We start from the raw sequence: 15279 nt of genomic DNA on the forward strand, positions 1-15279 counted from the left end.
GGCGATATCAGGCTGGACTAGCTGCCCTTACTCAGGTATTTATCTACCAGCAGCTTAAGTTTTTCCTTCTGTTCGGGCGGTATCGAGGCGGGATCGGTGACAATCGCTGTCTCCAGGGCGGTGGCGCAGTCGCAGCGGCGTTCGTGCGGTATCCTGGCGGCGGTTACTCTGATGATTTCCCTGATCCTGTCGTTGTTCTGCTTCAGTGTCTCTATGATGACATCGATCGGGGTCGGCTCGTCGTGTTTCTGCCAGCAGTCGTAGTCGGTGATGCTGACGATAGCGGCGTAGCATATTTCGGCTTCTCGGGCCAGCTTGGCTTCGGGTGAGGCGGTCATGCCGATGATATCGCCTCCCCAGGAGCGGTAGAGGTTTGACTCAGCTCTGGTGGAGAAGGCCGGGCCCTCCATCGCCAGGTAGGTCCCGCCCCGGTGGACGGCAGCCCCGGCCTCCTGTGCTGTCCGGTAAAGAAGATGGCTCAGTACCGGGCAGAAGGGCTCGGCGAAGATGATGTGGGCGACGATGCCGCCACTGAAGAAGGAGCTTGCCCGGTTGCGGGTGCGGTTGATAAGCTGGTCGGGGATGACCAGCTCGCCGGGTTTGAACTCCTCCTTGAGGCTGCCGGCAGCATTCACCGAGACTATCCACTCCACTCCCAGCGATTTCAGGGCGTAGATATTGGCCCGGTAGGGTATCTCGCCGGGGGAGAGGTGGTGCCCCTTGCCGTGGCGGGGCAGGAAGGCAACCGCAGCCCCTTCCAGATGCCCGGTGGTGATGGTGTCACTCGGCCTGCCGAATGGTGTCTCAATATCAACCTCTGTGATATCGGACAGCCCTTTGATATGATAGAGCCCGCTGCCCCCGATTACTCCGATTTTCGCCTCCGGCATCAGCTTTCTCCTTCCACTATTTTTCTATTGCTGTGTTCTATCAAACTATTCCCCTCAGCCTCTCGATATAGGGCTCTTTGATGACGCCCTTTTCCGTGATGATGGCCGTGATGTAGTAGTGGGGGGTGACGTCGAAGGCGGGGTTGGCCGCCACGGTGCCCTCCGGAGCGGTGCTTACTCCCTGGAGGTGGGTTACCTCGTCGGGGTCTCTCTCCTCGATGGGGATTTCGTTACCGCAGGCCAGGGAAAGGTCGATGGTGCTTACCGGTGCGGCGACGTAGAACGGGACTCCGTTTTCCATCGCAAGCACGGCCAGGCTGTAGCTGCCGATCTTGTTGGCGGTATCCCCGTTGGCGGTAATGCGGTCGGCGCCGATGATGACGCAGTCGATCTTCCCCCGGTTGAGAAAGTACCCTGCCATAGAGTCGGTGATCAGGGTGAAGGAGATGCCGGCCTGCTTCAACTCCCAGGCGGTGAGGCGTGCCCCCTGCAGCAGGGGACGGGTCTCGTCGGCGAGTACCTCGATCTTCTTGCCCTGCTCTTTCGCCTTTCTGATTATGCCGAGGGCGGTGCCATAGCCGGTGGTTGCCAGGGGGCCGGTATTACAGTGGGTCAGGATGGTAGCGCCGTCCTTGATTAATCCGGCGCCGAAGCGGGCCAGTTTTTCGGTGGCCTCAATCTCTCCCCAGTGTATTCTGACTGCTTCGTTAACCAGAGCCTTTTTCATCTGTGCCGTATCCCCGCCGGCTTCGGCTGCCCGTTGCATACGTTCGATAGCCATAAATAGGTTTCTTGCCGTGGGTCTGGTGGCGGCCAGGGTTTGGGTAATGTCCTTGAGCTCGAGCAGGAAATTGTCTCTGGACGTGTCCTCTATCTGCAGAGCGCCCAGGGCTATTCCGTAGGCTCCGGCCACTCCGATTGCCGGCGCCCCCCTGATTCTCATTTCCTTAATCGCTGCGGCGACCTCTTGATAATCACCAAGCTCCAGGTATACCTCTTCCCGGGGGAGCCTGGTCTGGTCAAGGAGTTTTATTTTTTTCCCCAGCCATTCTATAGGCTGGTAGCCTGTTTCTTTCATTCTGACCTTCTCGTGAACTTCCTTTGCCGAAGCAAGTTTTCTTACTGCCGTTCCTGCCAACGCTGGCGGGATATCTCCATGAGGATAAAGCGGCAGCCGTCTCTGGAGAGGTGTCCGCAGGGGGTGAACCCGCATTTCTCAAAGCAGCGCTGTGCCTGGTGGTTTGAGTAGAGGGTCTTCAGGTAGATGCGGTTTAGTTTGGTGGCCCGGTAGATGTGGTTAAGCAGCGTGGTAACGGTATCGGCACCGTAGCCCTTGTCCCGGCAGCTGCGGTTGCCAATCATAATCCCCAGTTCTCCTTCGCCACTGGTTTCGTCGATGTTATAACAGGAGCAGGTGCCGATGTGACTACCGGCCAGCGTTTCGATGGCAAACACGTGTTTATCCGGGGATGGATGGCGTATCTCATTCCAGTAGCCTGCCAGATATCGGTCGAAGGTCGTTTCTTGCACCTCTTGCACCGGGATTGCATTGAGCCGTGCCAGATCGGGGTCGGTCTGCCAGATATAGTTATCCAAGGCGTCAGCCAGTTTTCTCTTACGAATCCTGACCTTTTTACTGTTGGTCATACTACTCCCGAAGGGCCCCGTTCTCAGAACGGGGGTGAGTCCTCTCCTTCTGCCTGCAGCTCGTTCAGGGCCTGCTCCGCCGCTTGCTGGACTACCTCGTTGGAGGCATCCAGGCATTGTTCCAGGAAGTTCTTTGCCTCGGTACCGCCTGTCTGCCCCAGGGCCTCGATAGCGGCCAGCTGGATTTCAATGTCGGGATCGGCGGCAAGGTTGATCAAATAGGGAACTGCCTCCTCCTCACCCAGCTCGCCGCAGGCCCGGGCCACCTCGTAGCGTATCTCGGCGTCGGGACTACCCGCCTCGTCCAGTATTATGGACAGCCAGGAAGGGTTGCCGTTCCTCCCCATCGCATATATCGCGCTGATTCTGAGGGTGCGGTTGCTGCTCCGGTAGGCTTCCCCGATGGCTTTCTCTACTTCAGGTGAGTCCAGTGGGGCGATCGCTTCCAGGGCCCGGCGTCTTACTTCTACCGGTTTGTTTCTATCGTCTATCACGGCGAGTAAAGCACGGTATATCTTCGATGTGTAAGCAGGGCGCAGCTTTTGCTGTTCGGCCAGTGTGGTAAATTTACCCAGTCCTGTTGCTGCCGCTGCCTGGACCAGCTTTGAATTGTCCTGCTCCATTATAGCAATCAGGGTGTGTATCAGCGAGGGCTCCTCGTTTTCCCAGAGGCCTTCGATTGCCTTGCTCCGCACCTCGGCGTCCTGATCGCTCAGGCAGTTCTTGAAGATACTGTCAAAATCAAGCTCAAAGTTATCCTCGGCAAGCTCAACCAGCCGGGATACAATCTGCCGCCGCCGTTGCGACTCAATCGCTGGCCATACCTCTTTCAGGAAATTTAGCTTTTCCGTGGTTATGTTGGATAGGTCGGCCAGGCTTGAGTTAAGCAGCGGTTTGCTGCTGTCAGCCAGTTGGGTAATTATTTCCTCAATAGGTGATAGCATGGCAGGTACCTGTTCTCTTCATTCTTCCTCTTCCTCCTCTTCCTCCTCCCCGCTTTCCCAGATCGGCTCGGTGAAGTGGTCTATGTATTCACCCATAGCCTCGGCCGCAGCTTGCTTCATGCCCTCTCTTGTTTCTATCGCCAGCTGCGTTAGCTCGGTCAGGTCGATTTCAATGTTCAGTATTCTAACAAGGACTTTGAGTATCACCAGGGCGGCCATCGGATTTTGTATTCTGGTAGCATACATCGGGACCTCACCCAGCAGGCATATCCCGTCAATGTCTCTCTCCTTCGCTACTCCCAGCATCAGACCGTTGAGTCCGGCAATTTGCAGGTTGCCCTTTTGCACCAGGTCATATTTCTTCAGGTCTTCGGTCAACTTCTGGTTGGTACCTACTCCCCAGACCTTGGGCTGCTCGGTATGATGAATACGCGTCAATGCTGCGGCGAGGGTATAGACTCGCTGGGCCAGAAATCTTATCCCGACATCAAGGACACAGTTAGCCAGCTCATATCCTTTAGAGGCGGGCTGGTCTTCGCCGATGAATAGTATCAGGTCGCTCATTCCCTCCTTGTTCTTCCAATAGTAGAACCTGTTCTGAGGGAACTGCGGTGCCTCAACGACGTGGTCCCGGACCACTATTCCGATGGGATCGAAGAAGTAGGAAGACTCAATCTCACCAAGTCTCTTGAAGGGGAGCTTCTTAGCTAAATAGGTCGCTGCGATAGTGGCTACGTTGCCGATACCGGGCCAGGCAGCCAGCATCACCGGCGAGCTCAGTTTGGGACGGGCATAAATCTTGACCAGCTTTTTCATTCCATCATGCCTCTCGCTTTTCATTTTTTGACTGCTACCGACACAACGGGGCAATACAAAGAAGGGGTGTAAATCGAGCCGCCTTCCCACTTGGCATCGCTGCCAACGGCGGTAATCTCCTTGAGCAGATGGTAGACGTTTCCCGACACCATAGTATCCTTGACCCTACCTACTATTTTACCATTTTCTATCTTGTAGCCAAGCAGGACGTTACCACTGAAATCACCGCTCAAAATGTTGCCCTGTGCCGCTCCCATAAGGTACTCGATGACCAGTCCTTCCTTGACGTCGTTTACCATCTCTTCGAAGGTAGTCTTGCCCGGGGTGATGATGAAGGAGGTGGGGGCCGGAGCGAGCATCCCGCTGCTGTTTCTGTTGCCGTTGCCCGTGCTCCGTGTGCCGGCGAGGGCGGCTGTTTGCAGGTCGTAGATGAAGTTAGCTATTTTTCCTTCTTCGATGAGAGGGGTGTACCGGCTGGGTATGCCTTCATCATCGGCGGGACGGCTTTCCGGACGATAGTCTACGGTGGGGTCGTCGCGTAACGAAAGCTTGCTGTCGAAGACCGGCTCGCCGATCCTGTTGCCTATCGGCGAAGCACCCTCCAGGACTATTTTGCCGTTGAAGGCTGCCATCAGCGGCGGGATGATAGCGCTGGCCACTCCGCTGGGGGTAAAAATCACCGGCATTCTTTTGCCTTCCAATCGGGCTTGATTCCTGGCTAACTCAAGCTGTCGGAGCACGACATCGGTTATGCCCCTGGTCTCGCTTACGGGGTGGCACGAGCTGGCACTTTCGCCGACAAAGAGCATATCCGTGTCGCGGATCAGGTGGCCTTCTATGCCGAGAGCAAAAGTGCTCTGTTTGTAGTTTACCTCGCCGCCGCGGGAGTTTATGATACGGACTGACGTTATCTCCTTGTTTACCTCAGCCTGGCATAGAATATCCCGGTTGTACCCCCTGACTGCGGCTATCATTTCTTCGCCGAGTCCGATCATCTTATCCAGTGATACTGATGCTACGGCAGGGTCGAGGACCTTAATCTCCGGGTATGGCGTCGGCGGGGGAAGTTCAAACCCGGTCTTTATGCCGAATTCGGCTGTTTCTACCGCGGTGCTGACCAGTTCCGGGACATCGCTTGCCCCGGTGCTGATGGCATAGCCTATTCTCCCATTTTTGATAATGCGTAAAGCCGTGTAGCTGCTCTGCTTGCTCTGGATGTGCTTCAGGCGGTTAGCTTCAAACTGTACCGGGGTTTCCTCCGCAGTTACCCTGAAGACTTCGGCTGCCTCGGCAGTTTTCTTCGCCTGGGCCAGGATGTTTTCCATTTAGCCGCCTCCTACCAGGCAGTGGCGAATTCTGATATGGGGGCTGCCGTTGGAAACAGGAAGGGGCATCTGCCCGTCTTTGCCGCAGCCGCCGCCCTGGTTCATATGAAGGTCATTGCCGATGCCGTCGATGTTCTTCAGTGTCTTGAACACGTTTCCGGTAAGTGTCACCGGTCTTACCTGCTCGGCGATTTTTCCGCTACGTATCCTGTAGGCTTCGCCGGAGGAAAAGGTGAACATCTCCATACTGGTTGTGCCTCCATACCAGTTTTTGACGTATAACCCTTCCTTGATGTCGCCGATTAAGTCGCCGAATGTTGCTGTACCCGGTTCGATGAAGGTATTGGTCATACGGACTATCGGCGGGTAGCGGTAGCTGACCGCTCTGGCGTTGCCGGTAGGCTTCTCCTTCATCCTGGCGGCGGTCTCCCGGGAATGAAGACGGCCGACCAGTTTGCCCTCACTGATGAGGTAGGTCTTCGTTGCCGGCACTCCTTCATCGTCATACCTGTAGCTGCCGCGCAGCCCGGGTATCGTGGCCGTGTCAACGATGTTAAGCTCGGGACTGCCAAACTCTCTGCCCAGGGTCATAATCTCGCCGAGGCGTTTGTTTTCGTAGACAAAGTCGGCCTCTGACAAATGGCCGAATGCCTCGTGGACAAAGACTCCGGCCAGGACCGGGTCTAAGACTACCGTATATTCTTTCCCCTTTACCTGTGGGGCGGATAACAGTCCCACCGCGTTTCGGGACATCTCTTCTACCTGCTGGTGCAGTCCGGTTACCTTTCCGAAATCTCCCCGGCTGCCCAGGCTAAGTCCCACCTGCTGGATATCACTACCTTCCGTAGCTACTGCTACCAGGCGTAGAGTAACATCCGCCCTTTCCTGCTCGATATAGCTGCCTGATGAGCTTAAGAAGATGCTCTTTTTGCAGCCATCTCCGTAGGAGATATTCGAGGTCTGGATTTTGGGGACCGCCCAGATAATCTCATTATATTCATCCAGCAGCAGTTTCTTTTTCTCCAGAGAGATGGCCGCCGGGTTACTATCCGCTTCGGTAAGTACTTTATCTACCACAGGTTCGACCGGAGCCAGCTCGCTTTTCTCGCCACCGGCAAGCTCAGCCTGCTTGACAGCCAGCGCCACCCTTTCTGACAGGTCGTCAAGACTGTTGAAGCTGACAAATCCCCAGCCGCCTTTTATCAGGGCCCGCACGTTTCCACCCGCCGAGCTTGTCTTACCGATGGATTCCAGTTCTTTACCCCGGTATTTAATATAGGTGCTCCGGCTTTTCTCAAGTCGGGCCTCGATGTAGTCGGCGTGGTGGCTTTTGATTATCTCAGCTAGCCGTTGAGCGGCCTGTTCAATGTCTGGCATAAGTATTTTCTCCGCAGTGTTAAAATCGTGGACTAAAGTTAGTTTACTGATACGCCGAACTGGTTGTCAATTCAGGATAGGCGGGAAATTCGGGCGGTGTGGTAATATTAAGGTTGTTTGTGGGCAGTCCCACCGGGGGTAAGAATAGATGGCAGATGATTTATCGCCGGCTTCCGTTACCGGTAGTCTGGATACCCGTTTCATCGGGCAACGGGTAGTCTATTATCCCAGCCTGTCTTCAACAAACGAAGCGGCGAAGCGGGAGGCGCAAAAGTATGCTGCTGAAGGAACGATTGTCATCGCCCGGCAGCAAATAGCGGGCAAGGGGCGGCTGAAGCGCGTCTGGTTATCGCCTGAGGATAGTATCGCCCTGTCTATTATTCTCTATCCGGCCCTGGCCCACTTGTCTTCCCTTGTTATGATCGCCTCTCTGGCGGTGGTTCGCAGTATCAGGGTGGTTACCGGGCTCGAGGCGCAGATTAAGTGGCCTAACGATGTGCTGGTGGCTGGCAAAAAAGTATCCGGTATTCTGATCGAAAGCAGAGTGCGGGGTAGTACGGTGGACTATGCCGTTATTGGCATCGGAGTGAACGCTAACCTGAGGCTCTCCGACTTCCCGGAGATAGCAGCTACCGCTACCAGTCTCTCCGAAGAGCTGGCACGGGATGTTTCACTGCTGGCTCTAACCAGAAGGCTTTTGATTGAGTTGGAGAGTTTATATCTGGTTCTGCTGGCGGGGGGATCCGTCTACGAAGACTGGCGGGACAGCTTGATGACCCTGGGGAAAGAGGTCTACCTGGAGCCGGGTGGGGCTGTGTGCGATGGTATCGCCGAATCGGTGGACAGAGATGGCAGCCTGTTGCTCCGTCACCCCGATGGTAGCCTGAGTAAGATTGTCGCCGGTGATGTTACCTTACGTCACCGGGGATGTAATCCTCCCTCTCCCTGCTGAGAGAGGGAGGACTTTTACTCTTCTCGATTTGGGAACTTCACCATGTCCGGCTACTTGGTTTCTTCGTCTCCCGAGCCCAGGGTTTTCGCCAGGCCCTGAAATGCCTTGAAGAATTCCAGCGGGATGGGGAAGATGATAGTGCTGTTCTTCTCGGCGGCTATCCCGGTTAGTGTTTCCAGATAGCGGAGTTGCAGGGTAGTGGGTTCCCTGCCGATGATAGCACCGGCCTGTGCCAGCTTTTCCGAGGCCTGGAGCTCACCCTCGGCGTGGATGATTTTCGCTCTTCTGTCTCTCTCTGCCTCAGCCTGAGCTGCCATCGAGCGTTTCATCGTTTCCGCAAGTTCGACCTCTTTAATCTCTACCGTGGTAACCTTAATCCCCCACGGGTCGGTCTGTTCATCAATCGTTTTCTGTAGTATCTGGTTCAGTTTTTCCCGTTGCGATAGCAGGTCGTCAAGTTCCGATTGCCCGAGTACGCTCCGCAGTGTTGTCTGGGATATCTGTGAGGTAGCCCTGATGAAGTCAAGCACCTTGATTACCGAGGATTCCGGATCAATCACCCTGAAGTAGACTACGGCGTTCACCCTGACCGTAACATTGTCCCTGGTGATTACCTCTTGGTAGGGGACGTCCATCGTTATCACCCGCAGGTCTACCTTAACCATCCGGTCCACGAAGGGAATGATGACAAAAATACCCGGACCTTTAGTGCCGGTCAGCCTTCCCAGGCGGAAGATAACGCCTCTCTCATATTCCCGAAGAATCTTTATTGCCGCCGGGAGGAATATGGCGCAGAGTATAGCGGCCACAACGATTATAGCGATTACAGTACTACTCATTAATCAAACCTCCTTAATTTTCAATTTTATTGTTTTCTGCTTACGTGGAGAGTCAGGCCGTCAGACTTGGTTATAATCACCTCCTCTCCAGGCTTCGCCTGGCCTTGGTCTAGTATTGCTGTCCAGAGTTCGCCCTTGTAGAGAATTGTGCCTTTCGGGTTGAGTATTACCTTGACCGTGGCGGTCTTACCGATCAGTTCTTCTCTTCCTGTTTCTGCCTGCCGCCGGTGGCTCCGGACCACCCGGTAGACGATGAAGGCGGTGATGCTGCCGATTACCGCTGCTATGGTTGGTACTAACCATGGGTCTGGTTGAAACAATGTGGGCCTCCCGCTGAATAAAATTAGGAGGCCAATAACCAGTGAGGCTATGCCTCCCGCTGTAAATATTCCGAAGCTGGCAGTGAATATCTCAGCGACAAACAGACCGCCGGCCAGGGCGAGCAGTGCAATACCGGCGTAGTTTATCGGTAAGAAGCCCAGGGAGTAGGCGGCTAGAAAGGCGCAGATGCCCCCAAAAACACCGGGGAAGATGAGCCCGGGGCTGTATATTTCCACCGTTATGCCGAGTATGGCCAGGCTGAGCAGAATGACGGCGATATTGGGGTCGCTGATGGCGAGCATAAAGCTTTCGATATTACTCATTGGGTTGTGGTTGGTCCTAGCCCCTTCCGTATGGAGGATAATCGTACTGCCATCGAGCATGGTTATCTGCCTGCCGTCAAGCTGAGAGAACAGGTCTCCCAGGTCAGTAGCAACGATGTCGATAACATTAAGCTCGAGGGCTTCCTTCTCGGTAGCGGAAACGCTCTCCCTGACCGCTTTTTCCGCCCACTCCATGTTGCGTCCGTGCCCTCCGGCAATGCTTCTGATATAAGCGGCGGCGTCATTGATGACCTTTTCCTCCATCTCCTCTGACATGGCGGCTTCCCCATCGGTGCCGATGGCTACCGGATGCGCGGCGCCGATGGCCGTGTTCGGTGCCATGGCGGCAATATGGCCGGACATAGTAATAAATACTCCCGCTGAGGCTGCCCTTGCTCCCGAAGGTGAGACAAATACCACTATCGGAATCTCGGCGCTGACGATATCCTGGACAATATCACGCATAGCAGTGTCCAGTCCACCAGGCGTGTCCAGCTCGATAATGCAGGCAACGGCGCCTTCTTGCTCAGCCTGGTTGATGCCGCGGTCAATGTAGTTGGCGGTGACCGGTGTGATGGTTCCATCGACGTGGAGCACATCAATTCGGTTATCGGCTGCTTGAACTCCGCCGGTAGTGGCGATGGCGATAGCGGCGATAGTCGATACTCCTATTAGTAGTGCAAGACGGATAGTTTTTGGCACAAACACACCCATTAGGGTAACATACCCCATATTAGTGAATTATATCTTGATTGTGTATCCAATGTAAACAGACCGGCGCTTCGTTATTTATGATTAATCTGATAAACATTATTTAACTATTGTTCTCATATTTGAACGGCCGGGTAAGTTTGGTATAGAATCTACATACTAAACTTGATGGAAGGTATACCGTGAGAGTCCAGAGGTGTAAAGGCAGCCGGGACCTGACCCCGGATCAGATGTTACGCTTTCGCTTCGTCGAGAAAGCTTTCCGGCGGTGCTGTCTTAAGTGGGGCTACGAAGAGGTAAAGACTCCGGTTCTCGAATACCTGAACCTGTTTACCTCGACGGGGACGCTGACGCCCGGCATGTTGAGTAAGGTATATTCTTTCCTCGACTGGGATGGCTGGAGTGGGCAGAGGCTGGTACTGCGGCCTGATGGCACTATCCCGTTGGCCCGGCTCTATATTGACAATATTGCCGATAATAAGAAGCTGGCCAGACTCTTCTATACCAGCAATATCTTCAGGTTTGAGGAGACCGGCCAGGAGACGAGGGAAAGGTGGCAGGGGGGAGTTGAGCTGATAGGAGTAAGCTCTTCTCTTGCTGATGTCGAGTTGATCCTACTGGCCTTAGAGGTACTGGCTAAGATGGGGATTAAGGGTGTGGAGTTGAAGCTGTCCCACGCCGGTCTGGTGAGAAGCTTGCTTTCGGAACTGGGGCTGAGCGACAGGGAGCAGACCATGATATTTGACCAGATCCTGGATGGAGATAGTGAGGCCTTTGCCCGCATAAGGGCAGAGAGGCCTGATCTGGGTAGAGCGATGGTTTCACTACTTGATCTTGAAGGAAGGTCTCCCGGTTTCCTGAAGAACTTAAGGTCTCTACTTGGCCGGAGTGTACCCGAGCTTGTCCCTATTGTTGATGATTTTATCAGTGTTGTGGAACTGCTTGATGCCGTCGGCTGCGACTACCAGATTGACATAACCTCGGGCAAGGGCTTTGAGTACTATACCGGTGTGATTTTCCAACTCTTTTATGACGGAGATAAGATAGGCGGGGGAGGAAGGTATGATGCCCTGATTCCTCTGATGGGCGGTGGGGATATTCCGGCTTCCGGCTTTGCCCTCTACTTTGACTGCCTGATGAATCTGGTTGAGCCAGCCGTTCTGGCGGGACCTTTAGAGCAAAGGATCCTGGTCAAGGTTGAGCGGGAGGCGGTCAAAAAGGGTTTGGATATTACCGCTTCCCTCCGTGATGCGGGCTATATCGTCGAGCTTTGGCTTGAGAGCCAGCAGCCATCCAATCTCAGGTGGATGCTGGATGTCCGCAGTGAAGTCCCTGCATTTGTTATTCATGATAGTCTTAAAATCAAAGATATTGAGCTTGAGACTGCCGGTGAGGTTCTGACTCTACTGGGTGAGAGTAATGGCGATAAAGATAGCCCTGCCTAAGGGGCGGCTTCTGGAAGAGACAGCGGGCCTGCTCCAGCGTGCTGGATGGGGCTTAAGCGGATACCACAAAAATACTCGTCTCTATCGTCTTGGTTCGAATAGATTCCCTGACCTCTCTGCCAAGGTGTTTCATGAGAAGGATGTTCCTATCCAGGTGGCGATAGGGAACTATGATTTAGGGATCTGCGGGCTGGATTGGATTGAAGAGCTGCTGGTCAAATATCCCAGCAGCGCTCTGGTCAAGGTAAAAGACTTAGGCTACGGAGGCGGCGTTTTATATCTGGTTGGCAGCATCTCCGGCGGGGAGTCTTTCCTAGACGAAATAGGCGTAAGGGCGAGTACGGTACGTATTGCCAGCGAGTATCCTAACCTTGCCGAGTCTCTGGCGCTTAATCTCCGTTTCAAACGGTTCTGCATTTTTCCTCTGTGGGGTGGGGCTGAGGTCTATCCTCCGGAGAGCGCCGATCTGGCCCTTATTACGGGAAGAGTGGGGGAGAGCCATTTTGATTACGGTCTGCTGCCGTTAATTGAGACCCTGCGTTACAGCGCTTTTCTGATTGCCAATAAGGATAGCTGGGAGACTAAGGATATGGGCGAGGTGCTGGCCTCCCTTGAAGATAATCTGGCTCTTGCTTCCGGCAAGAAAGGCTCCTCTCCGGTGCCGGAAAATAGGACGCCGGCTGTGGTCGCTCAAAATTCCTCTGGGGCGGCGGCTTGCGATACAGTCCGTTTAGCCTTGCCTGACGGGCACCAGCAACAGCCTACTCTTGAACTTCTGGTTAAGGCCGGCATTCAGATTGATGATTATCCCTCCTTGACCGGTAATCGACGACCGGTCATCGGTCTGGATGGGGTGATGGCTAAGTTAATCAGGCCGCAGGATATGCCGCTTCAGGTAGCCAACGGGAACTTTGATCTTGCCATTACCGGTAGGGACTGGGTCAGGGAGCATCTTTACCAGTTTCCCTCCAGCCCGATAAAGGAGCTTCTTGACCTTAAATTCGGCTGGGTGAGTATAGTGGCGGTAGTAGTCAAAGACCTTCCGGTATCCGATATAGACGGCTTGCGGCAGCTCGGTATCGAGCGATCGGTGTCGTTCAGGGTGGCTTCAGAGTATGTCAATATCGCCGACAAATATGCCCGGGATAATCACCTGGGTTCATACCGGATAGTTCCTACCTGGGGGGCTACCGAGGCTTTCTTGCCGGAGGATGCCGACCTGTTGATTGAGAATACACAGACCGGTCAGACGCTGGCTAAGAATAACCTCAAGATTATTGATACCCTCTTCCAGTCGACGGCCTGTTTGATCAGTCATCCCGGCGGCGTCTTAAGCGCTGCCAAGAGAAAAAGGATGTATTCGATTATTGAATCTCTGAGAGCTGCTTTGGGGGGTGTCTGAATTGGAGAGAATTAGCGGGTTTTCACTGGCAAAAGTAGCGTTGTCGCGGCAGGTTCCCGATGATTTTCATCAGGTCTCGCCGTTCCTTAAGCAGAAGCTGAAAGAGATGTTCGGCTGTGACGACCCGGAGCAGGCGGTCAGGCATATTATCGCCGAGGTACGCAGCAGGGGTGATGATGCCCTCCTTGATTTTACCTCGAAGATTGACGGTGTGGAGCTCGACTGCCTGGAGGTGGACAGGCAAAGGATAGCCAGTGCTTATCAAGAGGTTGATTCCGGACTGGTGGCGGCGCTTGAGCTGGCTGCCGGGCGGATAAGATCTTTTCATACCAGTCAAAGAGACAGCATCGGCAAGGGGTTTACCGTGGGGGGCTTGCGTCAGCTGATACGTCCCCTGGAGCGCGTCGGTCTTTACGCTCCCGGCGGTACCGCTGCCTATCCGTCAACGGTCCTGATGACTGCTATACCGGCTAAGGTAGCCGGAGTTAAGGAGACTATCCTGGCATCGGCACCAAAGTCGGGCGGTGTGATTCCCCCGGCTACCCTGGTGGCTGCTGATATCGCCGGCGTTGACCGTGTCTTTGCCATTGGTGGTGCTCAGGCAGTCGCTGCTCTGGCTTTCGGTACGGCGTCTATACCGAAGGTGGATAAAATCTGTGGTCCCGGTAATATCTTCGTTGTTTTAGCCAAGAAACTGGTCTACGGGGCGGTCGATATTGACGGGCTGCAGGGGCCGAGCGAGGTGATCATTATTGCTGATGATACTGCTGACGCCGGCTACTGTGCCGCCGACATTTTGGCCCAGGCGGAGCATGACCCGCTGGCATCGGCTATTCTGATAACCACATCATCCCGGCTGGCTGATGAGGTTGAGGCTGAGGTGGAGCGGCAGTTGGCCGGACTGTCTCGTAGAGCTATCGTTGCTGAATCCTTAAGGACTGGTGGCAGGATAGTAGTGGTAGCCGGTATCGATGAGGCGATAGAATTGGCTAATCTGTACGCTCCGGAGCACCTTTGCCTGGTTGGTAACGGTGCCGCTGGCTGGGTGGATAAGATCTCTAATGCCGGGTGTGTCTTTGTCGGCGGGCGTTCGACGGTGGTGCTGGGTGATTATGTGGCCGGACCGAGCCACGTTCTACCTACCGGGGGGACGGCTCGGTTTAGCTCGCCGCTCAATGTGAGTGATTTTGTCAAGTTTATCAATGTTGTCGGTCTTGATGATTCTGATGTCAAAAGAATCGGTCCGGCTGCGGTTGTCATCGCTCGGGCCGAAGGACTTGAGGCCCATGCCCGGGCTATGGAAAAGCGGCTCGGGAAGTGATTCGCAGAGGTTATCTGTTTTATGGTGCTTGGTGTATTAACCGGTAATGAGATAGCGAGATACCGGAGGCAGATAAGCTTCTTCGGCAAGAACGGCCAGAAGAAGCTTAAGAGAGCAAGGGTCTTTGTTGCCGGCGCGGGTGGTCTTGGTTCTGCGGTGTTGGCGTATCTTACTGCAGCCGGCATCGGCAGTATCAGGGTGGTTGACAACGACATTGTCGAGCTGTCTAATCTGAACCGGCAGATACTACACTGGGACGGCGACGTGGGCAGGGAAAAAGTAGCCTCGGCGAAGGAAAAACTGGAGAAGATGAATGCCAACGTTAAGCTGGAGGTTATCTCAGCGACGATAGATAAAGACAATGTCGAAGAGCTTGTTGCTGATTATGATATGATTGTCGACGCAATGGACAACTTTAGCACCCGTTACGTGTTGAACAGGGCGGCGTTGTCCCGAAAAATCCCTTTCTTTCATGGTGCCGTCCAGGGGTTCTACGGGCAGTTGACTACCATTATCCCCGACCATACTGCCTGCTTGAGGTGTATTTTCCCCGAGGCTCCTCCGCCGGCCACACCCGCCGTGGTCGGAGTAACCCCCGGTGTTATCGGTTGCCTTCAGGCAGGTGAGGTGATAAAATATATCCTTGGGATGGGGGAGCTTCTGGAGGATCGGCTCTTGATATGGGATGGACTGAAGGTGGAAATGGACGAAGTCCTGCTGGAAAAGAATCCGGATTGTAGGGACTGTGGTAGTAGAGTCAGCTTATGAAGGTTAAGGTAAAGTTTTTTGCTTCCTTGAAGGAGGTATTTGGTGAGGGGGAGAGGGAGGTTGAACTGGGTGGGGGGGCTAGTATAAAGGACCTTTTGGATACCTTGTGTGATTCGCCCCGGTGTCGTCAGAATGTTTTCGATGATTCCGGTAAGCTTAAGATGCGTGTTCAGATAATGAAGAACCGCATGCCTATTC

The 15279-nt window shown here is 54.3% G+C and carries 15 protein-coding genes; 6 read left to right on the top strand and 9 right to left on the bottom strand.

All coding sequences use genetic code 11. The features are described 5' to 3' along the window. Positions 1-17: 17 nt before the first annotated feature. Genes mtnP through PHI12_10230 form a run of 7 tightly spaced genes read right to left on the bottom strand, consistent with a single transcriptional unit; the run spans position 18 to position 6999 of the window. Positions 18-890 (bottom strand): S-methyl-5'-thioadenosine phosphorylase, encoded by an 873-nt coding sequence (mtnP, locus tag PHI12_10200; protein MDD5511165.1) that lies wholly within the window; start codon positions 888-890, stop codon positions 18-20. Positions 891-930: 40 nt separating this feature from the next. Beyond that, on the bottom strand, positions 931-2028 hold the full coding sequence (mtnA, locus tag PHI12_10205) for an S-methyl-5-thioribose-1-phosphate isomerase (protein MDD5511166.1): 1098 nt from the start codon (positions 2026-2028) through the stop codon (positions 931-933). Continuing rightward, on the bottom strand, positions 2010-2537 hold the full coding sequence (locus PHI12_10210; protein ID MDD5511167.1) for a GNAT family N-acetyltransferase: 528 nt from the start codon (positions 2535-2537) through the stop codon (positions 2010-2012). Before PHI12_10210 ends, mtnA begins: the two co-directional genes overlap by 19 nt. A 23-nt stretch (positions 2538-2560) precedes the next feature. Further along, positions 2561-3481 (bottom strand): HEAT repeat domain-containing protein, encoded by a 921-nt coding sequence (locus tag PHI12_10215; protein ID MDD5511168.1) that lies wholly within the window; start codon positions 3479-3481, stop codon positions 2561-2563. 18 nt (positions 3482-3499) lie between these two features. Then, positions 3500-4321 carry a PAC2 family protein gene (locus PHI12_10220; protein MDD5511169.1) on the bottom strand — a complete coding sequence of 274 codons (822 nt, stop codon included), beginning with the start codon at positions 4319-4321 and terminating at the stop codon, positions 3500-3502. After that, complete coding sequence (locus PHI12_10225; GenBank protein MDD5511170.1) at positions 4318-5622, bottom strand: TldD/PmbA family protein; 1305 nt, start codon at positions 5620-5622, stop codon at positions 4318-4320. The genes PHI12_10220 and PHI12_10225 overlap by 4 nt, the downstream gene beginning before the upstream one ends. After that, positions 5623-6999: a TldD/PmbA family protein gene (locus PHI12_10230; GenBank protein ID MDD5511171.1), complete on the bottom strand. Its 1377-nt coding sequence runs from the start codon at positions 6997-6999 to the stop codon at positions 5623-5625. It abuts the gene before it with no gap. A gap of 148 nt (positions 7000-7147) precedes the next feature. Here PHI12_10230 and PHI12_10235 point away from each other — a divergent pair, with 148 nt between their 5' ends. Continuing rightward, complete coding sequence (locus PHI12_10235) at positions 7148-7951, top strand: biotin--[acetyl-CoA-carboxylase] ligase (GenBank protein ID MDD5511172.1); 804 nt, start codon at positions 7148-7150, stop codon at positions 7949-7951. 50 nt (positions 7952-8001) lie between these two features. On the opposite strand, the gene PHI12_10240 is transcribed toward PHI12_10235, so the two are convergent. Continuing rightward, positions 8002-8790 carry a slipin family protein gene (locus PHI12_10240; GenBank protein MDD5511173.1) on the bottom strand — a complete coding sequence of 263 codons (789 nt, stop codon included), beginning with the start codon at positions 8788-8790 and terminating at the stop codon, positions 8002-8004. A 26-nt stretch (positions 8791-8816) separates the two neighbouring features. After that, positions 8817-10136, bottom strand: a complete 1320-nt coding sequence (locus PHI12_10245) for a nodulation protein NfeD (GenBank protein MDD5511174.1) — start codon at positions 10134-10136, stop codon at positions 8817-8819. A gap of 191 nt (positions 10137-10327) precedes the next feature. On the opposite strand from PHI12_10245, the gene PHI12_10250 reads away from it, so the two are divergent. The 5 genes from PHI12_10250 to PHI12_10270 all read left to right on the top strand — a co-directional run. Further along, entirely contained in the window at positions 10328-11590 is a 1263-nt protein-coding gene (locus PHI12_10250; protein ID MDD5511175.1) for a HisS family protein, read from the top strand. Continuing rightward, positions 11565-12992: an ATP phosphoribosyltransferase gene (gene hisG, locus PHI12_10255; protein MDD5511176.1), complete on the top strand. Its 1428-nt coding sequence runs from the start codon at positions 11565-11567 to the stop codon at positions 12990-12992. Before PHI12_10250 ends, hisG begins: the two co-directional genes overlap by 26 nt. 1 nt (position 12993) lies before the next feature. After that, positions 12994-14313, top strand: coding sequence for a histidinol dehydrogenase (hisD, locus tag PHI12_10260; protein ID MDD5511177.1), 1320 nt, complete (start codon positions 12994-12996; stop codon positions 14311-14313). A 21-nt stretch (positions 14314-14334) separates the two neighbouring features. After that, complete coding sequence (locus tag PHI12_10265; protein ID MDD5511178.1) at positions 14335-15081, top strand: HesA/MoeB/ThiF family protein; 747 nt, start codon at positions 14335-14337, stop codon at positions 15079-15081. After that, the coding region (locus PHI12_10270; protein ID MDD5511179.1) for a MoaD/ThiS family protein at positions 15078-15279 on the top strand (202 nt) is incomplete at its 3' end. The genes PHI12_10265 and PHI12_10270, both read left to right, overlap by 4 nt.

It is taken from the genome of Dehalococcoidales bacterium, assembly GCA_028716225.1.
Taxonomy (GTDB): Bacteria; Chloroflexota; Dehalococcoidia; order Dehalococcoidales; family UBA5760; genus UBA5760.

What these genes read in the sequence shown, in the direction of transcription:
- mtnP (MDD5511165.1), bottom strand. Translation starts at nt 890, where the DNA reads ATGCCGGAGGCGAAAATCGGAGTAATCGGGGGCAGCGGGCTCTATCAT.
- PHI12_10210 (MDD5511167.1), bottom strand. Translation starts at nt 2,537, where the DNA reads ATGACCAACAGTAAAAAGGTCAGGATTCGTAAGAGAAAACTGGCTGAC.
- PHI12_10215 (MDD5511168.1), bottom strand. Translation starts at nt 3,481, where the DNA reads ATGCTATCACCTATTGAGGAAATAATTACCCAACTGGCTGACAGCAGC.
- PHI12_10220 (MDD5511169.1), bottom strand. Translation starts at nt 4,321, where the DNA reads ATGAAAAGCGAGAGGCATGATGGAATGAAAAAGCTGGTCAAGATTTAT.
- PHI12_10225 (MDD5511170.1), bottom strand. Translation starts at nt 5,622, where the DNA reads ATGGAAAACATCCTGGCCCAGGCGAAGAAAACTGCCGAGGCAGCCGAA.
- PHI12_10230 (MDD5511171.1), bottom strand. Translation starts at nt 6,999, where the DNA reads ATGCCAGACATTGAACAGGCCGCTCAACGGCTAGCTGAGATAATCAAA.
- PHI12_10235 (MDD5511172.1), top strand. Translation starts at nt 7,148, where the DNA reads ATGGCAGATGATTTATCGCCGGCTTCCGTTACCGGTAGTCTGGATACC.
- PHI12_10240 (MDD5511173.1), bottom strand. Translation starts at nt 8,790, where the DNA reads ATGAGTAGTACTGTAATCGCTATAATCGTTGTGGCCGCTATACTCTGC.
- hisG (MDD5511176.1), top strand. Translation starts at nt 11,565, where the DNA reads ATGGCGATAAAGATAGCCCTGCCTAAGGGGCGGCTTCTGGAAGAGACA.
- PHI12_10265 (MDD5511178.1), top strand. Translation starts at nt 14,335, where the DNA reads ATGGTGCTTGGTGTATTAACCGGTAATGAGATAGCGAGATACCGGAGG.